At 65.9% G+C, this 22,274-nt stretch carries 17 protein-coding genes and 2 pseudogenes; 9 read left to right on the top strand and 10 right to left on the bottom strand.

Annotation, left to right across the window (positions count from 1 at the left end):
• Window positions 1–118 precede the first annotated feature (118 nt).
• Both cysT and cysW read left to right on the top strand, forming a co-directional pair.
• Complete coding sequence (gene cysT / locus ACKY0W_RS04660) at window positions 119–1,003, top strand: sulfate ABC transporter permease subunit CysT (RefSeq protein ID WP_409436596.1); 885 nt, start codon at window positions 119–121, stop codon at window positions 1,001–1,003.
• A complete protein-coding gene (gene cysW / locus ACKY0W_RS04655; RefSeq protein ID WP_409436595.1) occupies window positions 1,000–1,830 on the top strand; it encodes a sulfate ABC transporter permease subunit CysW in 831 nt (276 codons plus the stop codon). Before cysT ends, cysW begins: the two co-directional genes overlap by 4 nt.
• Window positions 1,831–1,846: 16 nt before the next feature.
• On the opposite strand, the gene ACKY0W_RS04650 is transcribed toward cysW, so the two are convergent.
• The 6 genes and pseudogenes from ACKY0W_RS04650 to ACKY0W_RS04625 all read right to left on the bottom strand — a co-directional run bounded on the left by ACKY0W_RS04650 (window position 1,847) and on the right by ACKY0W_RS04625 (window position 7,094).
• On the bottom strand, window positions 1,847–2,596 hold the full coding sequence (locus ACKY0W_RS04650) for an SDR family oxidoreductase (RefSeq protein WP_409436594.1): 750 nt from the start codon (window positions 2,594–2,596) through the stop codon (window positions 1,847–1,849).
• A gap of 57 nt (window positions 2,597–2,653) precedes the next feature.
• Window positions 2,654–3,112 (bottom strand): zinc finger domain-containing protein, encoded by a 459-nt coding sequence (locus tag ACKY0W_RS04645; protein WP_409437648.1) that lies wholly within the window; start codon window positions 3,110–3,112, stop codon window positions 2,654–2,656.
• A 162-nt stretch (window positions 3,113–3,274) separates the two neighbouring features.
• A pseudogene (locus ACKY0W_RS04640) lies at window positions 3,275–3,517 on the bottom strand (DNA-formamidopyrimidine glycosylase family protein); the annotation flags it as partial.
• A gap of 17 nt (window positions 3,518–3,534) precedes the next feature.
• A complete protein-coding gene (locus ACKY0W_RS04635) occupies window positions 3,535–3,927 on the bottom strand; it encodes a phage holin family protein (RefSeq protein ID WP_409436593.1) in 393 nt (130 codons plus the stop codon).
• A gap of 72 nt (window positions 3,928–3,999) precedes the next feature.
• Window positions 4,000–4,290, bottom strand: coding sequence for a hypothetical protein (locus ACKY0W_RS04630; RefSeq protein WP_409436592.1), 291 nt, complete (start codon window positions 4,288–4,290; stop codon window positions 4,000–4,002).
• Between the two features lie 35 nt (window positions 4,291–4,325).
• Window positions 4,326–7,094, bottom strand: a complete 2,769-nt coding sequence (locus ACKY0W_RS04625; protein WP_409436591.1) for a helix-turn-helix transcriptional regulator — start codon at window positions 7,092–7,094, stop codon at window positions 4,326–4,328.
• Window positions 7,095–7,303: 209 nt separating this feature from the next.
• On the opposite strand from ACKY0W_RS04625, the gene ACKY0W_RS04620 reads away from it, so the two are divergent.
• The 6 genes from ACKY0W_RS04620 (at window position 7,304) to ACKY0W_RS04595 (ending at window position 14,783) form a co-directional block, all read left to right on the top strand.
• A complete protein-coding gene (locus tag ACKY0W_RS04620) occupies window positions 7,304–8,206 on the top strand; it encodes an AurF N-oxygenase family protein (protein ID WP_409436590.1) in 903 nt (300 codons plus the stop codon).
• Complete coding sequence (locus ACKY0W_RS04615) at window positions 8,203–8,928, top strand: DUF4873 domain-containing protein (RefSeq protein ID WP_409436589.1); 726 nt, start codon at window positions 8,203–8,205, stop codon at window positions 8,926–8,928. The genes ACKY0W_RS04620 and ACKY0W_RS04615 overlap by 4 nt, the downstream gene beginning before the upstream one ends.
• Window positions 8,929–9,010: 82 nt before the next feature.
• Window positions 9,011–9,883, top strand: a complete 873-nt coding sequence (locus tag ACKY0W_RS04610) for a TIGR03619 family F420-dependent LLM class oxidoreductase (protein ID WP_406756096.1) — start codon at window positions 9,011–9,013, stop codon at window positions 9,881–9,883.
• 166 nt (window positions 9,884–10,049) lie between these two features.
• Entirely contained in the window at window positions 10,050–10,196 is a 147-nt protein-coding gene (locus tag ACKY0W_RS04605) for a hypothetical protein (protein ID WP_409436588.1), read from the top strand.
• A gap of 229 nt (window positions 10,197–10,425) precedes the next feature.
• Window positions 10,426–12,537, top strand: coding sequence for a cellulase family glycosylhydrolase (locus tag ACKY0W_RS04600; protein WP_409436587.1), 2,112 nt, complete (start codon window positions 10,426–10,428; stop codon window positions 12,535–12,537).
• Between the two features lie 137 nt (window positions 12,538–12,674).
• Entirely contained in the window at window positions 12,675–14,783 is a 2,109-nt protein-coding gene (locus ACKY0W_RS04595) for a cellulase family glycosylhydrolase (protein WP_409436586.1), read from the top strand.
• Between the two features lie 8 nt (window positions 14,784–14,791).
• On the opposite strand, the pseudogene ACKY0W_RS04590 reads toward ACKY0W_RS04595, so the two are convergent.
• Window positions 14,792–15,739: pseudogene (locus ACKY0W_RS04590) on the bottom strand (fumarylacetoacetate hydrolase family protein); the annotation flags it as partial.
• 3 nt (window positions 15,740–15,742) lie between these two features.
• Window positions 15,743–18,025 (bottom strand): ATP-dependent DNA ligase, encoded by a 2,283-nt coding sequence (locus tag ACKY0W_RS04585; RefSeq protein ID WP_409436585.1) that lies wholly within the window; start codon window positions 18,023–18,025, stop codon window positions 15,743–15,745.
• Window positions 18,026–18,087: 62 nt separating this feature from the next.
• On the opposite strand from ACKY0W_RS04585, the gene ACKY0W_RS04580 reads away from it, so the two are divergent.
• Complete coding sequence (locus ACKY0W_RS04580) at window positions 18,088–18,951, top strand: Ku protein (RefSeq protein ID WP_409436584.1); 864 nt, start codon at window positions 18,088–18,090, stop codon at window positions 18,949–18,951.
• 5 nt (window positions 18,952–18,956) lie between these two features.
• On the opposite strand, the gene ACKY0W_RS04575 is transcribed toward ACKY0W_RS04580, so the two are convergent.
• Together ACKY0W_RS04575 and ACKY0W_RS04570 are read right to left on the bottom strand one after the other, a co-directional pair.
• Window positions 18,957–21,773 (bottom strand): RND family transporter, encoded by a 2,817-nt coding sequence (locus tag ACKY0W_RS04575; protein ID WP_409436583.1) that lies wholly within the window; start codon window positions 21,771–21,773, stop codon window positions 18,957–18,959.
• On the bottom strand, window positions 21,770–22,216 hold the full coding sequence (locus tag ACKY0W_RS04570; RefSeq protein ID WP_409436582.1) for an MmpS family transport accessory protein: 447 nt from the start codon (window positions 22,214–22,216) through the stop codon (window positions 21,770–21,772). The genes ACKY0W_RS04575 and ACKY0W_RS04570 overlap by 4 nt, the downstream gene beginning before the upstream one ends.
• Window positions 22,217–22,274 lie beyond the last annotated feature (58 nt).

Genomic DNA, 22,274 nt, shown 5'->3' with positions numbered 1-22,274 from the left:
CACTGTTGTCGCTGACTCTCCCGCCACTTGCTAATTCTCGGTAGTCACTTTCGGTGACCGGTGCCGAACATCTCGGGCATTGGAAGGCCAGCATGCATTCTTCTTTCGGGTCCACCCGATGACTGTCACGACTCCACTCGAGCCGGCTGCACGCGTCCAAACCCACTCGGAGGGGGCCGACGCCCCGGCGGCCCTTCACGGCGCTGCGGGCCGGTCTGTCGTCACGCCGCTTCGCATCGGCGTGACCACGCTGTGGCTGTCGGTGATCGTGCTGCTGCCGCTGGTGGCCATCGCCTGGCAAGCCGGCGGTAGGGGCTGGAACGGCTTCCGGCTGGCCGTCACCTCGCACGCGGCACTCGAATCGTTCCGCGTGACGCTGACGATCTCGGTCCTGGTCACCGTCCTCGACGTGGTGTTCGGTCTGGCGACCGCGTGGGTGTTGGTGCGCGACGACTTCGTCGGAAAAGGAGTGATCGATGCGCTGATCGATCTGCCGTTCGCGCTGCCGACCATCGTCACCAGCTTGGTGATGCTCGCCCTCTACGGCAACGCCAGTCCGATCGGCATTCACCTGCAACACACTCCGCCCGGGGTGGCTATGGCACTGGCCTTCGTCACGTTGCCGCTGGTGGTCCGTGCCGTCCAGCCGGTGCTGATGGAGATCGACCGCGATGTCGAGGAGGCGGCCGCGGCCCTCGGCGCGACGCGCCTGGTCACCTTCAAGACGGTCGTGCTGCCGTCGTTGCAGCCCGCGTTGTTGACCGGTGCCGGACTTGCGTTTTCGCGGTGTGTCGCCGAATTCGGCTCGGTCGTGACGATCGGTGGCGCCGTGCCGGGCAAGACCGAGGTGTCGTCGCAGTGGATCCGTTCGCTGATCGAGAACGACGACCACACCAGCGCGGCGGCGATTTCGATCGTGTTGTTGGCGATCTCGTTCGCGGTGTTGATGCTCCTTCGGACCGTGGGTGGGCGTGCGGCCAAGCGCGAGGAGGAGGCCGAATGACGGCGCGGCTGGAGAAGCGGCACCTCCTGCGCTTCACCGTCTTGACCTATATCGGCGTCATGTTGATCGCTCCGGTGTCGGTGATTCTGTACCGGACGTTTGAGCCCGGGTTGGGCCAGTTCTGGGCCTGGATCAGCACCCCGGCGGCAATCTCGGCGCTGAAGCTGTCGCTGCTCCTGGTGATCATCGTGGTGCCGCTGAACGCATTGTTCGGCGTTTCGACATCGATCCTGCTGGTGCGCAACAAATTCCGGGGCCGATCAATACTTCAGGCGATCCTGGACCTGCCTTTTGCGGTCTCGCCCATCATCGTCGGGGTCGCCCTGATCGCACTGTGGGGGTCATCGGGCGCGCTGGGCTTCGTCGAGAACAACCTGGGATTCAAGATCATCTTCGGGTTGCCCGGGATGGTGCTGGCCAGCATCTTCGTCACCCTGCCGTTTGTGGTGCGCGAGGTCCAGCCGGTGCTCGTGGAGATCGGAATCGAACAGGAGCAGGCCGCCGCCACACTGGGTTCCAATGCGTGGCAGACACTTTGGCGGGTCACGCTGCCGTCGATCCGCTGGGGACTGACCTACGGCGTGGTATTGACCACGGCGCGCACACTCGGCGAGTTCGGCGCGGTCATCATGGTGTCCTCGAACCTGCCGGGACACTCCCAGACCCTCACGCTGTTGGTCAACGATCGCTACCATCGCGGAGCCGAATACGGCGCCTACGCCGTGTCCACGCTGCTGATGGGCGTGGCCGTTGCGTTCTTGATCGCCAAGGCGACCCTGCTGATCTACCGCAGGCGGGCCAAAGCCCTGGACTGGATGACCCGCTGACCCGAGCAGGGACCGATCAGGCGAAGCGTTTGGTGTACCGCGGAGGCATGCGGCGCAGCAGCCATACCAGGGGGGCCCACGGCCAGGACGGGACCACGGCCCGGCCGGTTTCGCGTTCGATGGCCCGCACCATGGCCTTGACTCCGGATGCGTTGTCCACCATCAACAGGGTGGACGCCGACTTGGCGGTCATCTCCGATTCGATGTAGCCCGGTTCCAGCACCGTGACCTTGATTGGGCCGCGCGAGTACTCCGCACGCAGCGACTCGCCCAGCGATGACACCCCGGCCTTGCTGGCGGCGTACGCCGCCTTGACGCCCGGAACACCCTTGTTGCCCAATACCGATGAGATCAGTACCAGGTGGCCGCTGCCGACCGCCTTGAATATCTCCAGCGCGGTCTCGATCTGCACCAGCGCAGCGACCAAGTTCGTTTCCACGGTTGCCTTGTTGGCCCACAGCTTGCCGGATCCGAGCGGGGCGCCCTTGCCGATGCCGGCATTGACGATGACCCGGTCGATTCCACCCAACTCGGCGGCGAAGTGGTTGAACACCTTGGGTATTTCGTCGTGGTCATTTACATCGAGCGCAGCCACCGCTACATTGATTTTTGGAAACTTGTCTGTCAGTTCGGCTTTCAGTTCATCAAGTCGGTCCGTCCGGCGGGCGCACAGGGCCAGATCACGTCCCTGCGCAGCGAAAACGCGGGCCATGCCGGCACCCAGTCCTGAACTGGCCCCGGTGATGAGGATTCTCTGACGGGTCACCAGGGCAGCTTAACGGCGGTCGCCGACTGTCGAAGTCACGTCGAAGAATTAGAAGAATTACTTGAGCAGTCGTGACATCCGACGGTCGGCGAGCACCTTGCCGCCGGTCTGGCAGGTCGCGCAGTACTGAAATGACTTATCGGCGAAAGATATTTCCCGGACCGTGTCGGCGCAGACCGGGCAGGGCAGCCCGGTTCGGGCGTGTACCCGCAGACCGGAACGCTTCTCCCCTTTCAAGGTGGCGGCCTGTTGGCCGACCGAGCGGGTCACGGCATCGGTCAGCACGGTGTGCATGGCCTGGTGCAGTGCGGTCAGCTGAGCCGCCGACAATTTGCCGGCGGTGGCGAACGGCGACAGTCGCGCGGTGTGCAGAATCTCGTCGCTGTAGGCGTTGCCGATCCCGGCGATCACCTTCTGATCGGTCAGGACCGTCTTGATGCGACCCGTATTGCCCGCCAACAATCGGGCGAGTTCGTCGACATCGGTTGCGAGCGCATCGGGACCCAGCGTGGCGATGCCCGGAACCTTCGCCGGGTCGTCGACCAACCAGACCGCCAGCCGCTTCTGGGTGCCTGCTTCGGTCAGATCGAAGCCCGGGGCCTGCCCCGGAACACCCAGGTGCACCCGCAGCGCGATCGGTCCCTTGCCCGGCCGCAGCGGTGCGGCCGCCAGCTGATCCGACCAGCGCAGCCAGCCCGCCCTGGACAGGTGCGCGATCAAGAACAGCTCACCGGCCTGCAACCCCAGATACTTGCCCCAGCGGTGCGCGCCGGTCACCTGCCCGCCATGCAACGCCGTCGGCGGCGGGTCGAAGGTCTTGAGCACAGACAGCGCCGCCACGTCGATCCGGCCGATGGTGCAACCGACTGCGTGCCGACGCAGATGGTCGGCGAGTGCTTCGACCTCGGGCAGCTCCGGCATACCCCGAGTCTGCCCCGCTACCTGGCGATGCGTCCGGCGACGAGCGACAACACCCAGCCCACCAGCGACAAGACGATCGCGGCCCAGATCGCGTCCCACCAGAAGTCGGCGATGTAGAGGCCCCAGTGCTTGGCGGTCTTGTCGGTGATCCACGCGGTGATCCACAGCATCAGTGCGTTGACCACGATGTGGAACAGGCCCAGGGTGACGATGTACAGCGGTATCGACAGCAGCTGCACCACCGGTTTGATGAAGGCATTCACCAGCCCGAAGATCAAAGCGATGACGAAGATGATGCCGACCCGTTGCAGCGTGGTGTCACCGCCGACGATCTCGACCCCCGGAACGATCTGAGTCACGATCCACAAGGCGAGCCCGGTCAGCCCGGCGCGGAGCAGGAAGGGTCCCATGGGCAGATCTTGCCACGGCGCAAACGCGGAAACCTGACTTTGTCGATTGCGCAGCCGAAGAGCCACGAACAGCTAGAGCCAGCTCCCGGCATCGCCGACCCGGGCCTGCACCCCAGCAGTGATCCGGTCGACCCGCCATCCGGCTTGGCTGCAAGCCGTCACAACCGTGTCAGAAGAGTCGGCAGCGACCACCCCGAACAAGGTCTCGTCGCGCGGCGAGGTCAAGGCAACCACCAGCCTCCCGCGCACGGCAGCCGCGGCGGACGCCAGCCGGTCGATCACAGCGTCGACGGTTGATTCGGCCAGGTCGGGTTGGTACCACTCCACCAAGAAGCACTGACGCGCCGATCCGTTGTCGCCCATCTGCCCGACGCTAACCAAACCCGTGCCGTAGCGAATCAGGGTTTTCCCTGGACCTCTCCGGGATTGAGCGCCGCAAACAGCCCGGCGCGCGAGCGGATACCCAACTTGCGATACACGGTGCTCAGCGTCATCTCCACGGTCTTTTCGGCGATGAACAGCTCCGCGGCTATCTGCTTGTTCGACAACCCCGCCGCCGCATATTCGGCAACCCGCCGTTCGGCCGCGGTAAGTCCCGTACCGGGGACTGCCGCAGTCATCCGGTCCAGCTCGGCACGAGCACGTCGGGCCCACAATGGCGCCCCCAGCCTCTCGAAGGCGGCCAGCGCCGTACTCAAGCTGGTCTGGGCGGCCTGTTTACGCCGGCGACGACGCTGAACCTGGCCCAGCAGCAACTGGGTGCGCGCCGTCTCGAAGGGCATCGACAAGCGCCCATGGTGCACTAAGGCCTCCAGGGCAGCGCGCTCGGCAGCGTCGAGTTCACCCCGGGCGGCCAGCCAGTGGCTGCGCCCGCGAGCACCCACCGCCAGCATCCACGGCCGATCAAGCCGCGCGCCATTGGTCTCCAGCGCAACGATCAGCGGTTCGGCTTCGTCGAGGCGCCCCAAGGCCGTCAGCGCCTCCACCGCATCGGGCAGGTAAGCGCCCACAACGATTTCGCAGTCGTGGTCGGGATCGAACGACGCCAACGACGACGCGAGTACCGCCAGCGCTGCCCCATAGTTCCCCAGCGACACTTCGAGGAAGCCCAGGGTGGCTGTTGCCGCTTGCCTGTGCATGACGTCGCCGCTGACACGAGACGTGTCGATCACCGCGCCCGCGTCTGAGCGGGCCAGTTCGACGGATCCGGTGTAGGCGGCTACCGCAGCGCGGCGAGCCCACGCGCACACCAACACCATTTCGGCGCCCATCTGCTCGGCGCGTTGTACCGCTTCCTCGGCGATGGCCCCGGCTTCCTCGTAATGCCCCAGCCAGAGTTCGACCATCGTGGCGTAGTCGGCCATCCAGAGGATGTCGGTCTCGGTCCCACCTTCAACCAACCGCTGCCGGATGACACGAATCTGGCTGGAAGCTTCCTCCTGTCCCCCGGTCCAGGAACAGATCACGGGCGCGACGGTGCTGGCGCGGTAAGTCGCGGCCGGACCGCCGGCCGGGTCCTCCAGATCCAGCGCCAGCTGCAAGGCGGATGGATCAAGGCCAAGCCCATGCCAAAAGCGGACCACGGCCTGAATCGTCAACGCCTGGCTGCGTAATCCGGGGACACCCAGCTGATCGGCCTGCGCCACGGCGACGCCCGCGAGGTGAACCGACTCCTCACCGTGCCCGATCACCCTTGCGAGCGGCACCAGCAACAGCCGGGCCTGAAGCTGCAGTGCCGGATTGTCGGCGGACTGGTCGATGGCCTGCGCGAGCAGCTCGGCCGCGGCCACCAAACTCCCGCCGTAGCCGGTGACTGCGGCGAGAGCGATCATCGCCATGCACCGCAACCCGCGCGACGATGACGACCCGTTCAAGATCGATTGCAGATGAGCACGCGTTGGCGCAATAGCTCCGGAGCGAAAGTGCTGTTCGGCAGCGCCCATCCGTCGCTGCGGGGTATCACCGCCCAGGTTGATGGCGAGTTCGATCAACTCCGCCGCTACCGCTGGGGCTCCGCGCCCCCGGGTAACCGTGGCGGCCTCATCGAGCGCTTGCAACACCTCCGGGTCAGCGCTGGTGGCCGCCAACGCAAGATGACGCGCGGTCAGCTCGGCCTCTTCGACAGTCTCGGCAAGGCGACGGTGCATCGCCCGGCGCGCCGACGGTCCGGCCGCGCTGTAGACACCGGTGGCGAACAGCGGATGGCGAAACCGGATCCGGCTGCCGTCGAGCGCGACCACCCCGGCGGCCTGCTCGGATTCCACCAGCTCGACAACGCGATCGGGGCTGAGGTCGACCGCACGACTCACTCGCTCCACGGTCGGCGAAGCGGCACAGGCGGCGGCCAACAACACCGAGCCGACCTCCGTGTCGGGTTGCCCGATGTGGTCGCGCACCAGCGCCGCCAAACTGTCGGGAAGGCCGACGGCGGCCCGGTCTGGGTCCTCGGCGATGAACCGCGCAAGTTCGAGAGCGAAAAACGGGTTGCCGCCCGAGGTTTCATGGATCCGAGTGATCGAAGGACGGGGCAACGTGTACCCCAGTCGAGTGGAAATCAGAGCATGCACGCCGCCCAGGGTCAGCGGCGTGATCCGCAGACGAGCCAGTGCGCCGGGCCGCGCCGGATTCAGCCAGCTCATGTCGACAGCGCCCCGGGCTCCCGTCCGGACGGTGATCAGCAGACCGACTCGGCCGTTGAGCCGGCGTTCCGCAAACCCGATCACCATCTGGCTTGACGCATCCAGCCACTGAGCGTCATCGACACAAAGCAGTACCGGCGCGACGGAACTCACGCTGCGAATCACCGCCAAGAACGAGGCGGCAACCATCCGCTCGTCACCGGCAGGGCCGTCGGCCCCGCCCTGCCGAACGCGATCGAGGGCCGCGCGCTGCACCTCGGGCAATTCGGCAAGTACGGCGGCGTCGATGTCGGCAAGCAAGTCGGCCACCGCCGCGTAGGCATACCGCACCTCGGTCGGGGCACCTGACGCCGAGAGCACCCGGTACCCCCGTGCGGTCGCGGCCTCGGCCGCCTCCCACAACAGCGTGGATTTACCGATGCCGGGTTCGCCTTCGAGCACCAGCGTCGCGGGTTCGCCAAGGGCGGTGTCGAGGAAAGCGCACACCGCTGACGTCTCTGCCTTTCGGTCCGCCAGGCCCGGTCGCATGGCCACAATTGTGGCAGTCAAGGCCCTACCCGGGAGTGATTGCGAGATGCCGATCCCGACGCCACTGACGACGCTTCAACCGGAATAGCGCCAGGCCAGGCATGTGATGGGCATCACACATGAAACCGTAGGTATCCGGTACCGTCGGTATTGACATGCCTTGTTGCGGCTCCTAGTTTTTACACGTCCGAGCGAGAAGGGATTCCGTCATGACCACTGCGGTGCGGCCGAGCGAACCGACCCGGGAGGAATTTGCCGAGCGTCTGCTGAAGGGCTCGGTGAAGAAGTCCTATGCACCGGTCGTCGACATCGACTGGAACGCCCCGCTGGAGGACGACAAGTTCTTCCTGCCGCCGCGGATGTGCACCCTCTACGGGACCGGCCTGTGGGAAGCCATGACCCGCGAGCAGCAGATCGAGATGTCGCGCCAGGAGCTGGTCAACGTCCTGTCGGCGGGCATCTGGTTCGAGAACATCCTCAACCAGGCGCTGCTGCGCGACATGATGCACAAGAACCCCACCGCGCGCACCACTCACTACTCGCTGACCGAACTGGGCGACGAGACCCGCCACATGCTGATGTTCGGCAAGACCATCGATCGGATCGGCGGAGTGCCGGTGCGCCCGCGGCTGCACCAGCGCATCGTTATCAACGCGCTTCCCTTCCTGTTCCGCGGCAGCATCTTGTGGGGAGCGGCGCTGGTCGGCGAGGAGATCTTCGACGCGCTGCAGCGCCAGATCCTCGACGATCCGGACCTGCAACCGATCGTGCGACGTGTGATGCGCATCCATGTCACCGAAGAAGCCCGCCACATCCAGTACGCCCGCGACGGTCTGCGACGCAGCGTGCCGGCGATGCCCCGTTACCGCCGGGTTCTGCTGGCCAACCTGCAGGGTGTCGGCGGACCGTTCTACCGCCACCTGTTCACCCTGCCGGTCATCTACAGCCGGGTCGGGCTCGACGGCCGCGAAGCTCGCCGGGTGGCGCGAGCCAACCCGCACTTCCATGCCGCTTCCCGCTCGTCGTTCGCGCCGCTGGCCGCGTTCTTCACCGAAGTCGGACTGATGGGTGGGCTGGCCCGACGGATGTGGCGGCGGGCCGGATTCCTGTGAGCCGCAACGGCGTCCTCGACGTGGTGGTGCTGGGCGACCCGGCGCACCTGCACGGGTTGATCGATGTCGCCCGCGCCGTCGATGCGACGAACGTGTCCACCCGATTCGACAGCGGCAACGACACCTGGACGGTGACCAGTGCCGACGGCGAGGCGCTTGTCGCCCGCGTATTGATCGGCACCGCCGCCTCAACCGACGACGTGGTCGCCAGGCATGGCGTCCCCAACCGATTCCAGATTCCCGGCCCGCACACCCGCAGGCAGGCCCGGTATGTGGCTCGGCTCGTCGATGCCCTACGGCGCAGCGGAGCCAGCCGGATCGAGTCCCGTTCGCCGCGGCTGCGGGTGCACCCGCTGTTGCCCACTCGAGGCATTTCGCGGTTCTACCTCACCGGCTGCGGAGGCGTGGACTTAGAAAACGCCGAAACCTATGACGGGCCGGCGGTTCTCACCCACAACGGCGAGGAGTACCCGACGCGAGTGCGCCTGACCGGACACTTCGATCCGATCGACGGCCAATACCATTGGCAGGGAATGCTTTTCAACGAATTGCCGGGCGCGAGTGTCACCGGTTCGAAGGTCAACATCCGGATTGGCGAGCACACCGCGCAAGGGCGCGTCGCGGAGCGGACGCCGTGGGGCACGCTGACCGTGATCGGCGCCGCCGGATATCCACCGTTCCCCCTGGAAAACGTCGAGATCGCGATGCCGCCGCGCATCTGATCCCAGTCCCCCGCTCAGGTCGGGCCGGGCGAGTCTGCTATGCAGAGAAGTGCGCCACACCACCCGAGACCGAGGAGACGACGTGCGGTTCACCTACGCCGAAGCGATGACCGACCCGAGCTACTACATTCCGCTCGCCAAGGCCGCCGAGGCCGCCGGGTACCACAGCATGACGATCCCCGACAGCATCGCCTACCCGTTCGAATCGGACTCGAAATACCCCTACACCCCCGACGGCAACCGGGAATTCCTCGACGGCAAGGCCTTCATCGAGACCTTCGTCTTGATCGCCGCGCTGGGCGCGGTCACCAGCACGCTGCGATTCACCCCGTTCGTCGTCAAACTGCCGATCCGCCCGCCGGCCTTGGTCGCCAAGCAGGCCGGCTCGCTGGCCGCGATGATCAACAACCGGCTGGGCCTGGGCGTGGGCACCAGCCCGTGGCCGGAGGACTACGAATTGATGGGGGTGCCGTTCGCCCGGCGCGGCAAGCGGATGGATGAGTGCATCGAGATCATCCAGGGGCTCACCACCGGCGACTACTTCGAATTCCACGGCGAGTTCTACGACATCCCCAAAACGAAGATGGCCCCGGCTCCGTCGCAGCCGATCCCGATCCTGATCGGCGGCCACGCCGAAGCCGCGCTGCGCCGAGCGGCCCGGCACGACGGCTGGATGCACGGCGGGGGCGACCCGGCCGAGCTGGACGGGCTGATCACCCGGCTGAAACAACTCCGCGAGGAGGAGGGCCGCGCCGACGATCCCTTCGAAATCCACGTGATCTCGGTTGACGGCTTCACCCTCGACGGCATCAAACGACTCGAGGACAAGGGCGTCACCGACGTCATCGTCGGCTTCCGGGTGCCTTACATCGTCGGATCCGACACCGAGCCGTTGGACACCAAGATCCGCAACCTGGAGCGGTTCGCCGAGCACGTGATCGCCAAGGCGGGGTGACGCCTGTCACGTCTTCGCCCGCACGTGTGCACGCTCACCGTTTTGCCCGGCTGAATCGGGATACATTTCGCCGCCGCCGGCGTTGATCGATACGTGCACTGACCGCCCACCCACAGCGGTCGGGTACTGCAGTTCTCGTTGCGTGACCTGCAGGGGGTATTCACACATGAAGACACAAAAGTATCTACCGGTCGAGCTGCGAGTCGGCCACGGCGATCACCAGCGGGTTATCCGCCTGCTTCGCGCCGCGGCGTCGGAGGCCGGGCAGAGCGACGCTCGGCGTCAGTGGATTCGCGCCGCGACCCAGTGCTGATCGGGCCTACGAAATAATTGTCGTAGCGAACTATCGCGCGATTTCACCTTTGACCGCGTTGCAGCGCGCCCACCAGCTATAACCGCTAGTCCCGCAGCGATGCGGGCGTGTCAGCCGGGCACCGAATCGCACGCCTTTTCCGCTGCACCCTTGCGCGTTGTTAAGTAACTCATTTAGCTTCTCAGACAGGCCTCAGAAATAGGCGCGTCCATGAGAAGGGTTTGTCGAGATGTCTCGTCACCGCAGCAAGGTTGTGGGCAGCAAGGTTGTCGGTATCGCCGCGTTCTTGGCGATCGCCCCGATCGCCCCGACCGCTCAGGCTGATTTCGACGACATGATGGACGTGCTGGTCACCCCGTTCGTCACCACCGATGGCGCGCTCGACGGTGACGCCCTGTTCGACGCGACCGCGTGGGACACCTTCTTGTCCTCCGCACACTGGGACGCCGCCTTCACCGCGCTGGCCGAGCCCAGCCCCGCTCTGGCCTTCGACCTCTACACCGGCCTACACGACATCGCCGAGAAGTGGATCGACAGCGACCTGGGCATCCAAGTCAACGGCGCCATCAACACCCTGTTCGGCTCGACGGTCATCGGCAACGGCGCCGACGGCACCGAAGCCAACCCCGACGGCGGCAACGGCGGCTGGCTCTTCGGTGACGGCGGCGCCGGCTGGAACAGCACCACCGACGGCGTCGCCGGCGGCCACGGCGGCTCGGCCGTCGGGCTCTTCGGCAACGGCGGCGCCGGCGGCGAAGGCGGCGCCGGGGCCGCAGGCGGCGACGGCGGCACCGGCGGCTGGCTGTGGGGCAACGGCGGGCACGGCGGCGACGCCGGCGACGGCGCCACCTCAGCTGGGCTGCCCGCACTGGGCGGCGTCGGCGGCGTGGCCGGCCTGCTCTATGGCACCCACGGCGACGTCGGCCACTACGGTGCACTGCCGGGCGGGATCACCGGAACGGTCGCCCCGCCGGTGGAGGTGTCCAACGGCTGGCTCACCAACAGCGACGGCCAGGTCGTCATGTGGCACGGGCTGAACCAGGTCTACAAGATCGCCCCCTACGAACCGTCCGCCGGCGGGTTCAGTGACGACGATGCTGCCTTCCTAGCCGCCAACGGCTTCAACGCGGTACGCCTGGGCGTGATCTGGGCCGGGGTGGAACCGCAGCCTGGAGTCATTGACTACGGCTACCTCGCGTCGCTCCAACAGACCGTCCAGATGCTGGCCAACCACAACATCGTCGCCATCCTCGACATGCACCAAGACCTCTACAGCGGCAGCCTGGGTGGCGACGGTGCGCCCGACTGGGCCGTCCTCACCGGCGGGTTGCCCAACGTCGAGGCAGGGTTCCCGGGCAGCTACTTCGTCAGCCCGGCGCAGAACTACGCCTGGGATGCGTTCTGGGCCAACGACAAAGCACCCGACGAGATCGGGCTGCAGAACCACTACGCACTGATGTGGCAGGCAGTCGCCAACTACTTCAAGGGCAACGAGAACGTCGCCGGCTACGAGATCATGAACGAGCCCTGGGCAGGCACCCAGACGCTGGGCAGCCTGTTGGGCAACCCCTACTTCGACTCCCAGCAGCTGACCCCGTTCTACAACCAGATCACCGAAGCCATCCGCTCAGTCGACCCGAACAAGACCGTGTTCTTCGGTCCCACCACTCTCGAAGCCAGCCTGCCTGTGCCAAACCACCTGGGCACGGTCGACGACGACAACACCGTCTTCTCGTTCCACCACTACTGCATGGTGAATGCGTTGTTCCCGACCCTGAGCTTCGGCTGCGACTGGAACGCCGACGTCTCGTTCGGATTCGCGATGGACTACGCGCAGGAGCACAACATTCCGGCGTTGCTCAGCGAGTTCGGCGCCACCAACAACATCCCGGCGATCAACGCCGGAATGAACGCCGCCAATCAGCATCTGATCGGTTGGACCGAATGGGCCTACACCGGCGGCGACATCACCAGTACCTCACCGAACGATCAGGCTCTGGTCTACGACCTGACCAAGCCGCCGGACGGCGACAACGTCAACTGGGACAAACTCGACGCCCTGTCCCAGCCCTACCCGCAGGTGATCTCGGGCATTCCGACCTCGTGGTCGTTCTCGGGCGGAGTCTTCTCCTTCAGCTACTCCACCGACCAGGCCGACGGCTCCGGAGCCTTCGCAGCCGGATCGCAGACCACTATCTCCGTTCCGACCAGCCAATACCCCGACGGCTACACCGTCAACGTGACCGGCGGGCACGTCACCTCCGGGCCCAACGCGTCGCAGCTGATCATCACCTCGGACTCCGGCGCCTCCACGATCAAGGTGACGGTGACCGCGGCGTAACAGCGGATCACTTCGGGTTGGGTCGACAGCCGGTGCCCACGCGCTCCCTGCCGGAACCTTGCGCAGGGTAAGTAACTCGTTTACCTTCTCAGACACACTTAAGAAACCGAGCAGGTCCATGAGAAGGGTTTGTCGAGATGTCTCGTCACCGCAGCAAGGTTGTGGGCAGCAAGGTTGTCGGTATCGCCGCGTTCTTGGCGATCGCCCCCCTGACCCCGCCGGCCCACGCCGACCTCGACGACATGATGGACGTGCTGGTCACCCCGTTCGTCACCGCCGAAGGCGCCCTTGACGGTGACGCCCTGTTCGACACCACCGCCTGGGACACCTTCTTGTCCGCCGAGCATTGGGACGCCGCCTTTGCCGCGCTGGCCGAGCCCAGCCCCGCTCTGGCCTTCGACCTCTACACCGGCCTGCACGACATCGCCGAGAAGTGGATCGACAGCGACCTGGGCATCCAAGTCAACGGCGCCATCAACACCCTGTTCGGCTCGACGGTCATCGGCAACGGCGCCGACGGCACCGAAGCCAACCCCGACGGCGGCAACGGCGGCTGGCTCTTCGGTGACGGCGGCGCCGGCTGGAACAGCACCACCGACGGCGTCGCCGGCGGCCACGGCGGCTCGGCGGTCGGGCTCTTCGGCAACGGCGGCGCCGGCGGCGAAGGCGGCGCCGGGGCCGCAGGCGGCGACGGCGGTGCCGCCGCCTGGCTGTTCGGCAACGGCGGGCACGGCGGCGACGCCGGCGACGGCGCCACCTCAGCTGGGCTGCCCGCACTGGGCGGCGTCGGCGGCGTGGCCGGCCTGATCTCCGGAACTCACGGCGACGTCGGCCACTACGGCACCCTGCCCGGCGGCATCACCGGAACCATCGCCCCTGTGGTGGAGGCGTCCAACGGCTGGCTCACCAACGCCGACGGCCAGGTCGTCATCTGGCACGGCCTCAACCAGGTCTACAAGGTCGCCCCGTATGCGCCCTCTGGCGACGGGTTCAGCGACGACGATGCCGCATTCCTGGCCGCCAACGGCTTCAATTCGGTACGCCTGGGCATCATCTGGGCCGGGGTGGAGCCCCAACCCGGTGTCATCGACTACGACTACCTGGCGTCGGTCAAGGAAACCGTGGACATGCTGGCGCGACACAACATCGTGGCGGTTCTCGACATGCATCAGGACCTCTACAACGAGGAGTTCGGCGGCGAGGGCGCTCCGGACTGGGCCACCTTCAACGGCGGGCTACCTCACATCGGCTTGGGTTTCCCGTTCACCTACCCCGTGAGCCCGGCGCAGAACCACGCCTGGGATACGTTCTGGGCCAACACGAAAGCCTCCGATGGGATCGGGCTGCAGAACCACTACGCGTTGTCGTGGCAGGCCGTCGCGAACTACTTCAAGGGCGATCCCAACGTCGCCGGCTACGACATCATGAACGAGCCGTGGGCCGGCACGCACTGGCTGGGCAGCATCTTGGGCAACTCGTACTTCGAAGCCCAGCAACTGACCCCGTTCTACAACCAGATCGACGCGGCCATCCGATCCGTCGACCCGAACAAGACCGTGTTCTTCGAACCGCCCGCCCTCTTCGGCAGCCTGCCGGTGCCGACGAATTTGGGCACGGTGGACGACCCGAACTCGGCCTTCTCGTTCCACCACTACTGCCTCACGGCTTCACTGTTCCCCGGGACCAGCTTCGGTTGCGACTGGAACGCCGACGTCGTCCTCGACTACGCGATGGACTACACCCAGGCCCACAACATCCCGGGTTGGTTCAGCGAATTCGGCGCTACCAACAACATTGGAGCCATCGAAGCGAGCCTGCAGGCCACCAACCGGGCGCTGTTCGGTTGGGCCGAATGGGCCTACTCCGGCAAGGACATCACCAGCATCTCACCGGAGGACCAGGCGCTGGTGTACGACCCCAGCAAGCCACCGGTCGGAGACAACGTCAACTGGGACAAACTCGACACGTTGGCCCAGCCCTACCCGCAGGTGATCTCAGGCATCCCGACCTCGTGGTCGTTCTCGGGCGGAGTCTTCTCCTTCAGCTACTCCACCGACCAGGCCGACGGATCCGGCACCTTCGGCGCCGGCTCCCAGACCACCATTTCCGTTCCGACCAGCCAATACCCCAACGGCTACACCGTCGACGTGACCGGCGGACACGTCACCTCCGGTCCCAACGCGTCGCAGCTGATCATCACCTCAGACGGCGCCTCGGCCATCAAGGTGACCGTCACGGCGGCCTAGGCACCCTAGGGTCGCGGGCGCTCGGGCAGCGGTATCGGCGGTGCGCTCGCGCGCACCGTCTGGCGAACCTCGCCGAGGCCCTGCACCTGCAGGGTCACCACGTCACCGTCGCTCAGCCAGCCCGGAAATGGTTGCGGCAGGGCAGGATCGAGGTGTTCGAGCAGAGTGCAGGTCGGGACGGTGCCGGACCCGAAGACGTCACCCGGCTCCAGCGGCACCCCGCGCGATGCATAGCTGATGATCTCGCCGAAGCTCCAGTCCATGGCCTCGGTCGACCCGAGCCCCACGATCACGTCGTTGACGATCGCGGTGACGTGCAGGCTGAGTTTGTCGTTGCGGCGGTAGGGCTCCAGCTCGTCGGGGGTGACAAGGTAGGGCCCCAGCGTGACCCCACTGTCCTTGCCCTTGGCCTGCCCGATCGCCAGCACCCCCTCCTGGGCCTGTAGATCCCGTGCCGACCAGTCGTTGAAAATGGTGTAGCCGATGATCGCCTGCTCGGCTTGCTCCACCGACAGGTTCGCGCCGGCCGTGCCGATGATCGCGGCAACCTCCAGCTCGAAGTCCTGGCAGACACTGCCGGGCGCCATGGGCGCATCGTCGTAGGGACCCAAAACCGTTGCTGGGCAGGCAAAATAGAACGCAGGTATTCGATACCAGGAGTCGTCGAGCTCGCGGCTGCGTCCGGTCGCAGCCAGGCAGTTGCGCATGTGGTCCAAAAAGCACAGGCTGTCGCGGATCGACGGTGGACGCGGGATCGGCGCCATCAGCGCCACCTGGTCGGCCCGCACTGTCGCTGACGGGGCGTTCAGCGCCCGTTCTCCGGCGTCGCGCAGTCCGTCGGGGCCGAGCCGGATCAACTCCAGCAGCGTCACACCGGGCGGCAGCGCATGGATCACGTCCCCGTCCAGCACACCCGTGCGCTCACCGTCTTCGCTTCGATAGGTCACCCATCGCACCGGTCAATCCTCACCCACCACATCGGCGGGAGTCTTATCGGGCCGCAGTCCACGCCAGCTGGGCTGACGCAGTCGGCCATCGGTCGTCCGTTCGCTGAAGCGCACCTCCCCCACCACGGTCGGCTCCACGAATGTGACGCCCTTGGCGTCCGCCGTGGGAAGCGGTGCCCCGAAAGGTGATCCACCGGCGCGCAGCGGCACCAACATCTTCTTCAGGGCGGCCAGCTGACGTTCGGTGAATCCGGTACCGACCCGGCCGACGAAACGCAGGCCGTCACCGTCGGGAATGCCCATCAGCAGCGACCCGATCCCCCCGCCGCGAGCCCCTTCCCCGGCCCGCCAGCCCCCTATCACCACCTCCTGGGTCCGCCAGTACTTCTCCTTGACCCACGCCGTCGAACGACGCCCCGCCTGATAGGGCGAATCCCACTTCTTGGCGACCACCCCTTCCCAGCCCAGCCGGCGGGACTGGTCGAGCGCCTTCGCGCCGTCGGGCGTCAAGAGGTCTTTGACCACCAGATCGGTTCCGCGCGCAAGGGTTTCCAGGAGACGGCGCCGATCCCGATAGGCCACCCGCAGTAGCGGGCGCCCGTCGAGGAAGAGCAAGTCGAAAGCCCAGAACTGTAGGCGGGCCGCACGGGCGCTGTTCTGCATCTCGGCGAAGCTGGGGACACCGTGGTCGTCGAGCGCGACGAGTTCACCATCGAGCACCACGTGGTGCTCGGCCAGGTCGGCGGCTGGAAACGGCAGCTGCGGGTATTCGCCGGTGACGTCGCGTCCGCTGCGGGCACGCAATCGGACCCGGCCATGGTCGGCATCCACCAACAGTCGGTACCCGTCCCATTTGCCTTCGAAAGCCCACTGGCCGCCGTCCAGACGCGTCACCGAGCCGTGGGTGGCCAGCATCGGCGCCAGCTCGCTGAACGTGAATGCCTGCTGGTCTTTCATCCGGTGCGCCAGCCACTGATCACCGCCGGTACGGATCAGTGCGTATCGCCCGGAGATCCGGCCGCCGGCCAGTACTACGATCACCTCCCCTTTTTCGGGCGTGTCCTCGAACTTCTCGGTCACGTAGGTACCCGAATCCCAGATATGCACCGTGCCGGCGCCGTACTCGCCCTTGGGGATGGTGCCCTCGAAGCGGCCGTACTCCAGCGGATGGTCCTCGGTGCGCACCGCGAGATGGTTGACCGACGTCGTGTCCGGCAGGTTCTTGGGCACCGCCCAGCTCACCAACACCCCATCGCGCTCCAGCCGGAAGTCGTAATGCAGCCTGCGGGCGTGGTGCTCATGGATGACAAAACTGTTGCCCTCCCCCGGCGCCGGTGCCGCGGCCGGGACGGGTTCGGGAGTCCGGCCCGCATCACGCTTGGACCGGTACACCGACAGTCGATCCTGCCCGGTCAGGGGGCGATCCAGGCCGGCCAACAGATCACCGTCGCGGCCGACGCGGTCCAGCACCTCGTCAAAGCGCAGCTGACACAGGTCCGGGTCGTCCAGCTCGGCCCAGGTGCGTGGGGCGGCGACCGTCGGATGGTCACGGCCGCGCAGCGAGTACGGCGCAATGGTGGTCTTGGCCGCATTGTTCTGACTCCAGTCGAGAAAAACCTTGCCGGCCCGCAGCTTCTTGGCCATGGTCGCGGTCACCAGCTCGGGCATCGCGCTTTCGAGTTGTTGCGCAACGCGTTTGGCCACCGTGGCGGCACCGGTGCTGCTCACCGGACGCTCGAGGGCGGCGTACAGGTGCAAGCCCTTGCTGCCGCTGGTGACCGGGAAGGTGTCCAGGCCGAGCTCGGTCATCAGGTCGCGGATCGCGCGCGCCACCTCGGCGAGCTGGCTCATCGTTACGCCCTCGCCGGGGTCGAGGTCGAATACCAGTCGCGTCGCCAGTCCTGGCTTGAGCACCTTCCCGCCGTGGGACCACTGCGCCTCGAAACGCCACTGTGGAACGTGAACTTCCAGTGCAGCCTGCTGGGCGATCCAGGCCAGGCCGTCGAGATCCTCGATGATCGGATAAGTGGTGATGCCGGAGCGATGCTGAATTTCGGCGCGGGCCAACCAGCCCGGCGCCGAGGCGGCGAGCTGCTTTTCGAAGAACGATCCCTGATCGACACCGTTGGGCCAGCGTTTGCGCGTCACGGGCCGCCCCGCGATGTGCGGCAGCATCACTTCGGCGATCCGGGTGTAGTAGCCGTAGACCTCGGCCTTGGTGGTACCCGTGGCGGGGTAAAGCACCTTCTCGGCGTTGGTCAGCTTGACCCGGGTCTGGACGGACTCAGCGGCCATCTCACCAACCTACGTCGCGCCAAAGCAGGTTATCGGCACTCTCGCGTGGGCATACTGGCCTCATGCGTTCCATCTGGAAGGGTTCGATCGCATTCGGTCTGGTCAACGTGCCGGTGAAGGTCTACAGCGCCACCGAGGACCACGACATCAAGTTCCGTCAGGTGCACGCCAAGGATCACGGGCGGATCCGCTACCGGCGGGTGTGCGAGGAATGCGGCGAAGTCGTCGACTACGGCGACATCGCGCGTGCCTATGAATCCGATGACGGCCGGATGGTGGTGATCACCGACGACGACATCGCGAACCTTCCCGAGGAGCGCGACCACGAGATCGCGGTGCTCGAGTTCGTCCCCGCCGGCGACCTGGACCCGATGCTCTACGACCGCTCATACTTCTTGGAGCCGGCCACAAAGTCGATCAAATCCTATGTGCTGCTGGCCAAGACACTCGCCGAGACCGATCGGGTGGCGATAGTTCATTTCACGCTGCGCAACAAGACCCGGCTGGCGGCGCTGCGAGTCAAGGATTTCTCCAAGCGCGACGTGATGATGGTGCACACCCTGCTCTGGCCGGACGAGATCCGCGACCCGGACTTCCCCGCTCTGGACACCAAGGTGGAGATCAAACCGGCCGAGCTGAAGATGGCCGGGCAGGTGGTCGAGTCGATGGCCGACGATTTCGACCCGGACCGGTACCACGACACCTATCAGGAGCAGTTGCAGGAGTTGATCGCGGCCAAACTCGAAGGCGACGAGGCGTTCACCCCCGAAGAGCGCCCGGCTGAACTGGATGCGACCGAGGATGTTTCCGACCTGCTGGCCAAACTGGAGGCCAGCGTGAAGAAGCGAGCGTCGGCCGAGAAGACGCCGGCCAAGAAGGCTCCCGCGAAAAAGGCTCCGGCGAAAAGAGCTCCGGCAAAGAAGTAGTGCGCTTAGGTGCCTGCGGTCACCGCGGGCCGCTGACGCACCCGTTGCGGCCACCAGAACCAGCGTCCGAGCAGCGCCGCGATGGACGGCGTCATGAACGATCGCACGATCAACGTGTCGAACAGCAGGCCGAGCGCGATCGTGGTGCCGATCTGGCCGAGGATCCGCAGGTCGCTGAAGATGAACGAGGCCATGGTCGCGGAAAACACCAGCCCGGCGGCGGTCACGACCGAACCCGTGCCGCCCATGGCCCGGATGATCCCGGTGTTTATGCCGGCGCCGATCTCCTCGGAGAACCGCGAGATCAACAGCAGGTTGTAGTCCGAGCCCACCGCCAGCAACAGAATGACGGCCAGGGCCAACACGATCCAGTACAGGTGGATGCCGAACAGGTACTGCCACACCAGCACCGACAGTCCGAACGAGGCACCCAGCGAAAGCGCCACGGTGCCCACGATGACGATCGCGGCGACCAGGCTGCGGGTGATGATCATCATGATCAGCAGAATCAGGCTCAGTGCGGCGATTCCGGCGATCAGCAGGTCGTAGCGGGCTGCGTCGGCGATGTCCTTGTAGGTCGAGGCGGTGCCGGCGAGGTAGATGTGGGAGCCCTGCAGCGGGGTTCCTTTGACCGCTTCTTTGGCGGCATTGCGAATCGAGTCGATGTGCGCGATGCCCTCGGGGGTCGCCGGATCGCCCTCGTGGGTGATGATCATCTGCGCCGCTTTGCCGTCCGGCGACAGGAACAACTTCATCCCGCGTTTGAACTCGGCGTTGTCGAACGCTTCCGGCGGCAGGTAGAAAGAGTCGTCGTTCTTGGCTTCGTCGAAGGCCTGGCCCATGGCGGCCGGATTGTCGTTGGCGGCGGCGGACTGGTCGCTGATCCCCGAGTTGGTGGCGTAGTTGTTCAGCGCCAGGTCGCGGTTGACTCGCTGACTTTCGATCTGGGATGGAATCAGCTCCACCAACTGCGGTTGCAGGGCGTCCAACTTGTCCAAGGTGGTGGTGAGCTGTCCGAGTTTCTCGCTGAGCTTGTCGATGCCGTCCTGCAGGTCGAACACGTTGCGCAGCGCCGCACACACCGGGATGTCGTAGCAGTGCGGTTCCCAGTAGAAGTAACTGCGGATCGGCCGGAAAAAGTCGTCGAAGTTCGCGATCTGGTCACGCAGATCGTTGGTGAGGTCGACGGTGTCGTGAAAGCTCTGGGTCTCGGAGTGGGTGGCATCGGCGAGCTGCTGCTGCAGCACATATTGCTGTTCCAGCGTGTGAATCGACTTCTCGGCTTCGGCCGCCTGCTTGAGCAGATCGGCCGCCCGATCCATCTGGTACTTGAGATTCTGGGTCTGGGCGACACTTCCCTGTCCGACCGAAAACGGTATCGACGTGTGCTTCAGCGGCGTACCCAACGGACGTGTCATCGACTGCACCTTGGCGATACCCGGCGTGTGGAACACGGCCTTGGCGACGCGTTCCAAGACCAAGAAGGATGCCGGGTTACGCAGGTCGTGGTCGGCTTCGATCATCAGCAGCTCGGGGTTCAGCCGAGCTTGCGAGAAATGGCGTTCGGCCGCCGCGTAACCGATGTTGGCCGGCGCACGATCCGGCATGTAGATACGAGCGTCATAGCTGGTCTTGTAGCCCGGCAAGGCAAGCAGCCCGATCAAGGCCACACCGCACGCCACCACCAGGATCGGCCCGGGCCACCGGACTATGGCAGCACCGATCCGGCGCCAGCCGCGGGTCCGCATCGCCCGGGTGGGCTCGAAGAATCCGAACCGACTGCCCAGCGTGAGCACCGCCGACGTGAGGGTCAGCGCGGCGATCAGCGCGACGAAAATGCCGATGGCGGCGGGCAGCCCCAGGGTGTGGAAGTAGGGCAGCCGGGTGAAGGTCAGGCAGTACACGGCACCGGAAATGGTCAGGCCCGAGCCGATCACGACGTGGGCGGTGCCGCGGTACATGGTGTAGAACGCCGTCTCGCGATCTTCACCGGCCGCGCGCGCCTCCTGGTAGCGGCTGATGATGAAGATCGCGTAGTCGGTTCCCGCGGCGATCGCCAGCAATGTCAGCAGATTCGTTGAGTACGTTGATAATCCGATGATCTCGCGGTAGCCGAGGAACGCGACGAATCCACGCGCGGCAGCCATCTCGATGGCCACGGTGAGCAGCGCGAGCACAGTGGTGCCGACCGAGCGGTAGACCGCGAACAGCATGAGCGCGATCACCAGGAAGGTGATCGCGGTGACCTTGTTGGTGCCCTCGCTACCGACCGAGAACTGGTCGGCGACCAGCGGGGCCGCGCCCGTGATGTAGGCGTGTACGCCGGGCGGCGCCGGCGTCTGCTCGACGATCTCGCGGACGGCGGCCACCGACTCATTAGCCAACGTCTCGCCCTGACTTCCGGCTAGAAACACCTGCGCCAGTGCCGCTTTCCCGTCGTTACTCTGCGAACCGGCGGCAGTCAGCGGATCGCCCCAGAAGTCCTGGATGTGCTGGACGTGGCGGGTGTCGTCCGCAAGCTTGGCGACCAGGGTGTCGTAGAACCGGTGGGCGTCGGCACCCAGCGGCTCCTCGCCTTCGATGACGATCATCGCCGCGCTGTCGGTGTCGTACTGCTGGAACACTTTTCCGATGCGCTTCGCCGCCTGATACGACGGCGCGTCGTGCGAGCTCATCCCCACGTTGTGGGCTTCGGCCACGACCTCCAGTTGCGGCACCAGGCTGTTCGTCACGGCGGCCAGCGCCACCCAGAACAGCACGATCGGCAGCGCCAGGCGGCGGATGGTGCGTGGCCAGAACGGCGGCCGGCCGGACTCGCTCATCCGGACTTGTCCAAGCAGTAGATGTAGGCGCTCACGGCGTTCGCGGTCCTCTCGTCCTTGAGCTCGCCGTCGATCACGATGCGACAGCCCAGCGTGTCGCCGTTGCCCTGTGCCCGCAGATCCGCGATGACGGCCGGCTCGGTCGTCGTCGCCTGATATCTCCAGGGCAACGGGGCATCGATGACCTGCACAGGAGCGGCATTGACATCGAGATAGTTGATGGTGGCCACCGCCCCCGGTGCGCCGAAGACCTCGTAGACGACGTCCTTGGGGTTGAACGGGACGATGTCCTCGGCGGCATCACTACTGGTCGATGTGGTGTCACCCGAGCCGAAGATGCCGTGCAGTCGATACACGCAGAACGCCGCGACGGCGACTACCGCGACCGCCACCAGAACCATCCACCCGCGCCGGACCAGTGGGAAAAGCGACGGTCTCTTCACCGGAAGCCTCCCGGTATCGGTGGGCTGCTCGAATGAAAGTTAGCGTACGGTACCGAAC

It is taken from the genome of Mycobacterium sp. SMC-14 (assembly GCF_046250075.1).
Classification (GTDB): domain Bacteria; phylum Actinomycetota; class Actinomycetes; order Mycobacteriales; family Mycobacteriaceae; genus Mycobacterium.
The sequence above is the reverse complement of the archived record's forward strand: the minus strand, read 5'-3'. Positions and strand labels throughout refer to the sequence as shown.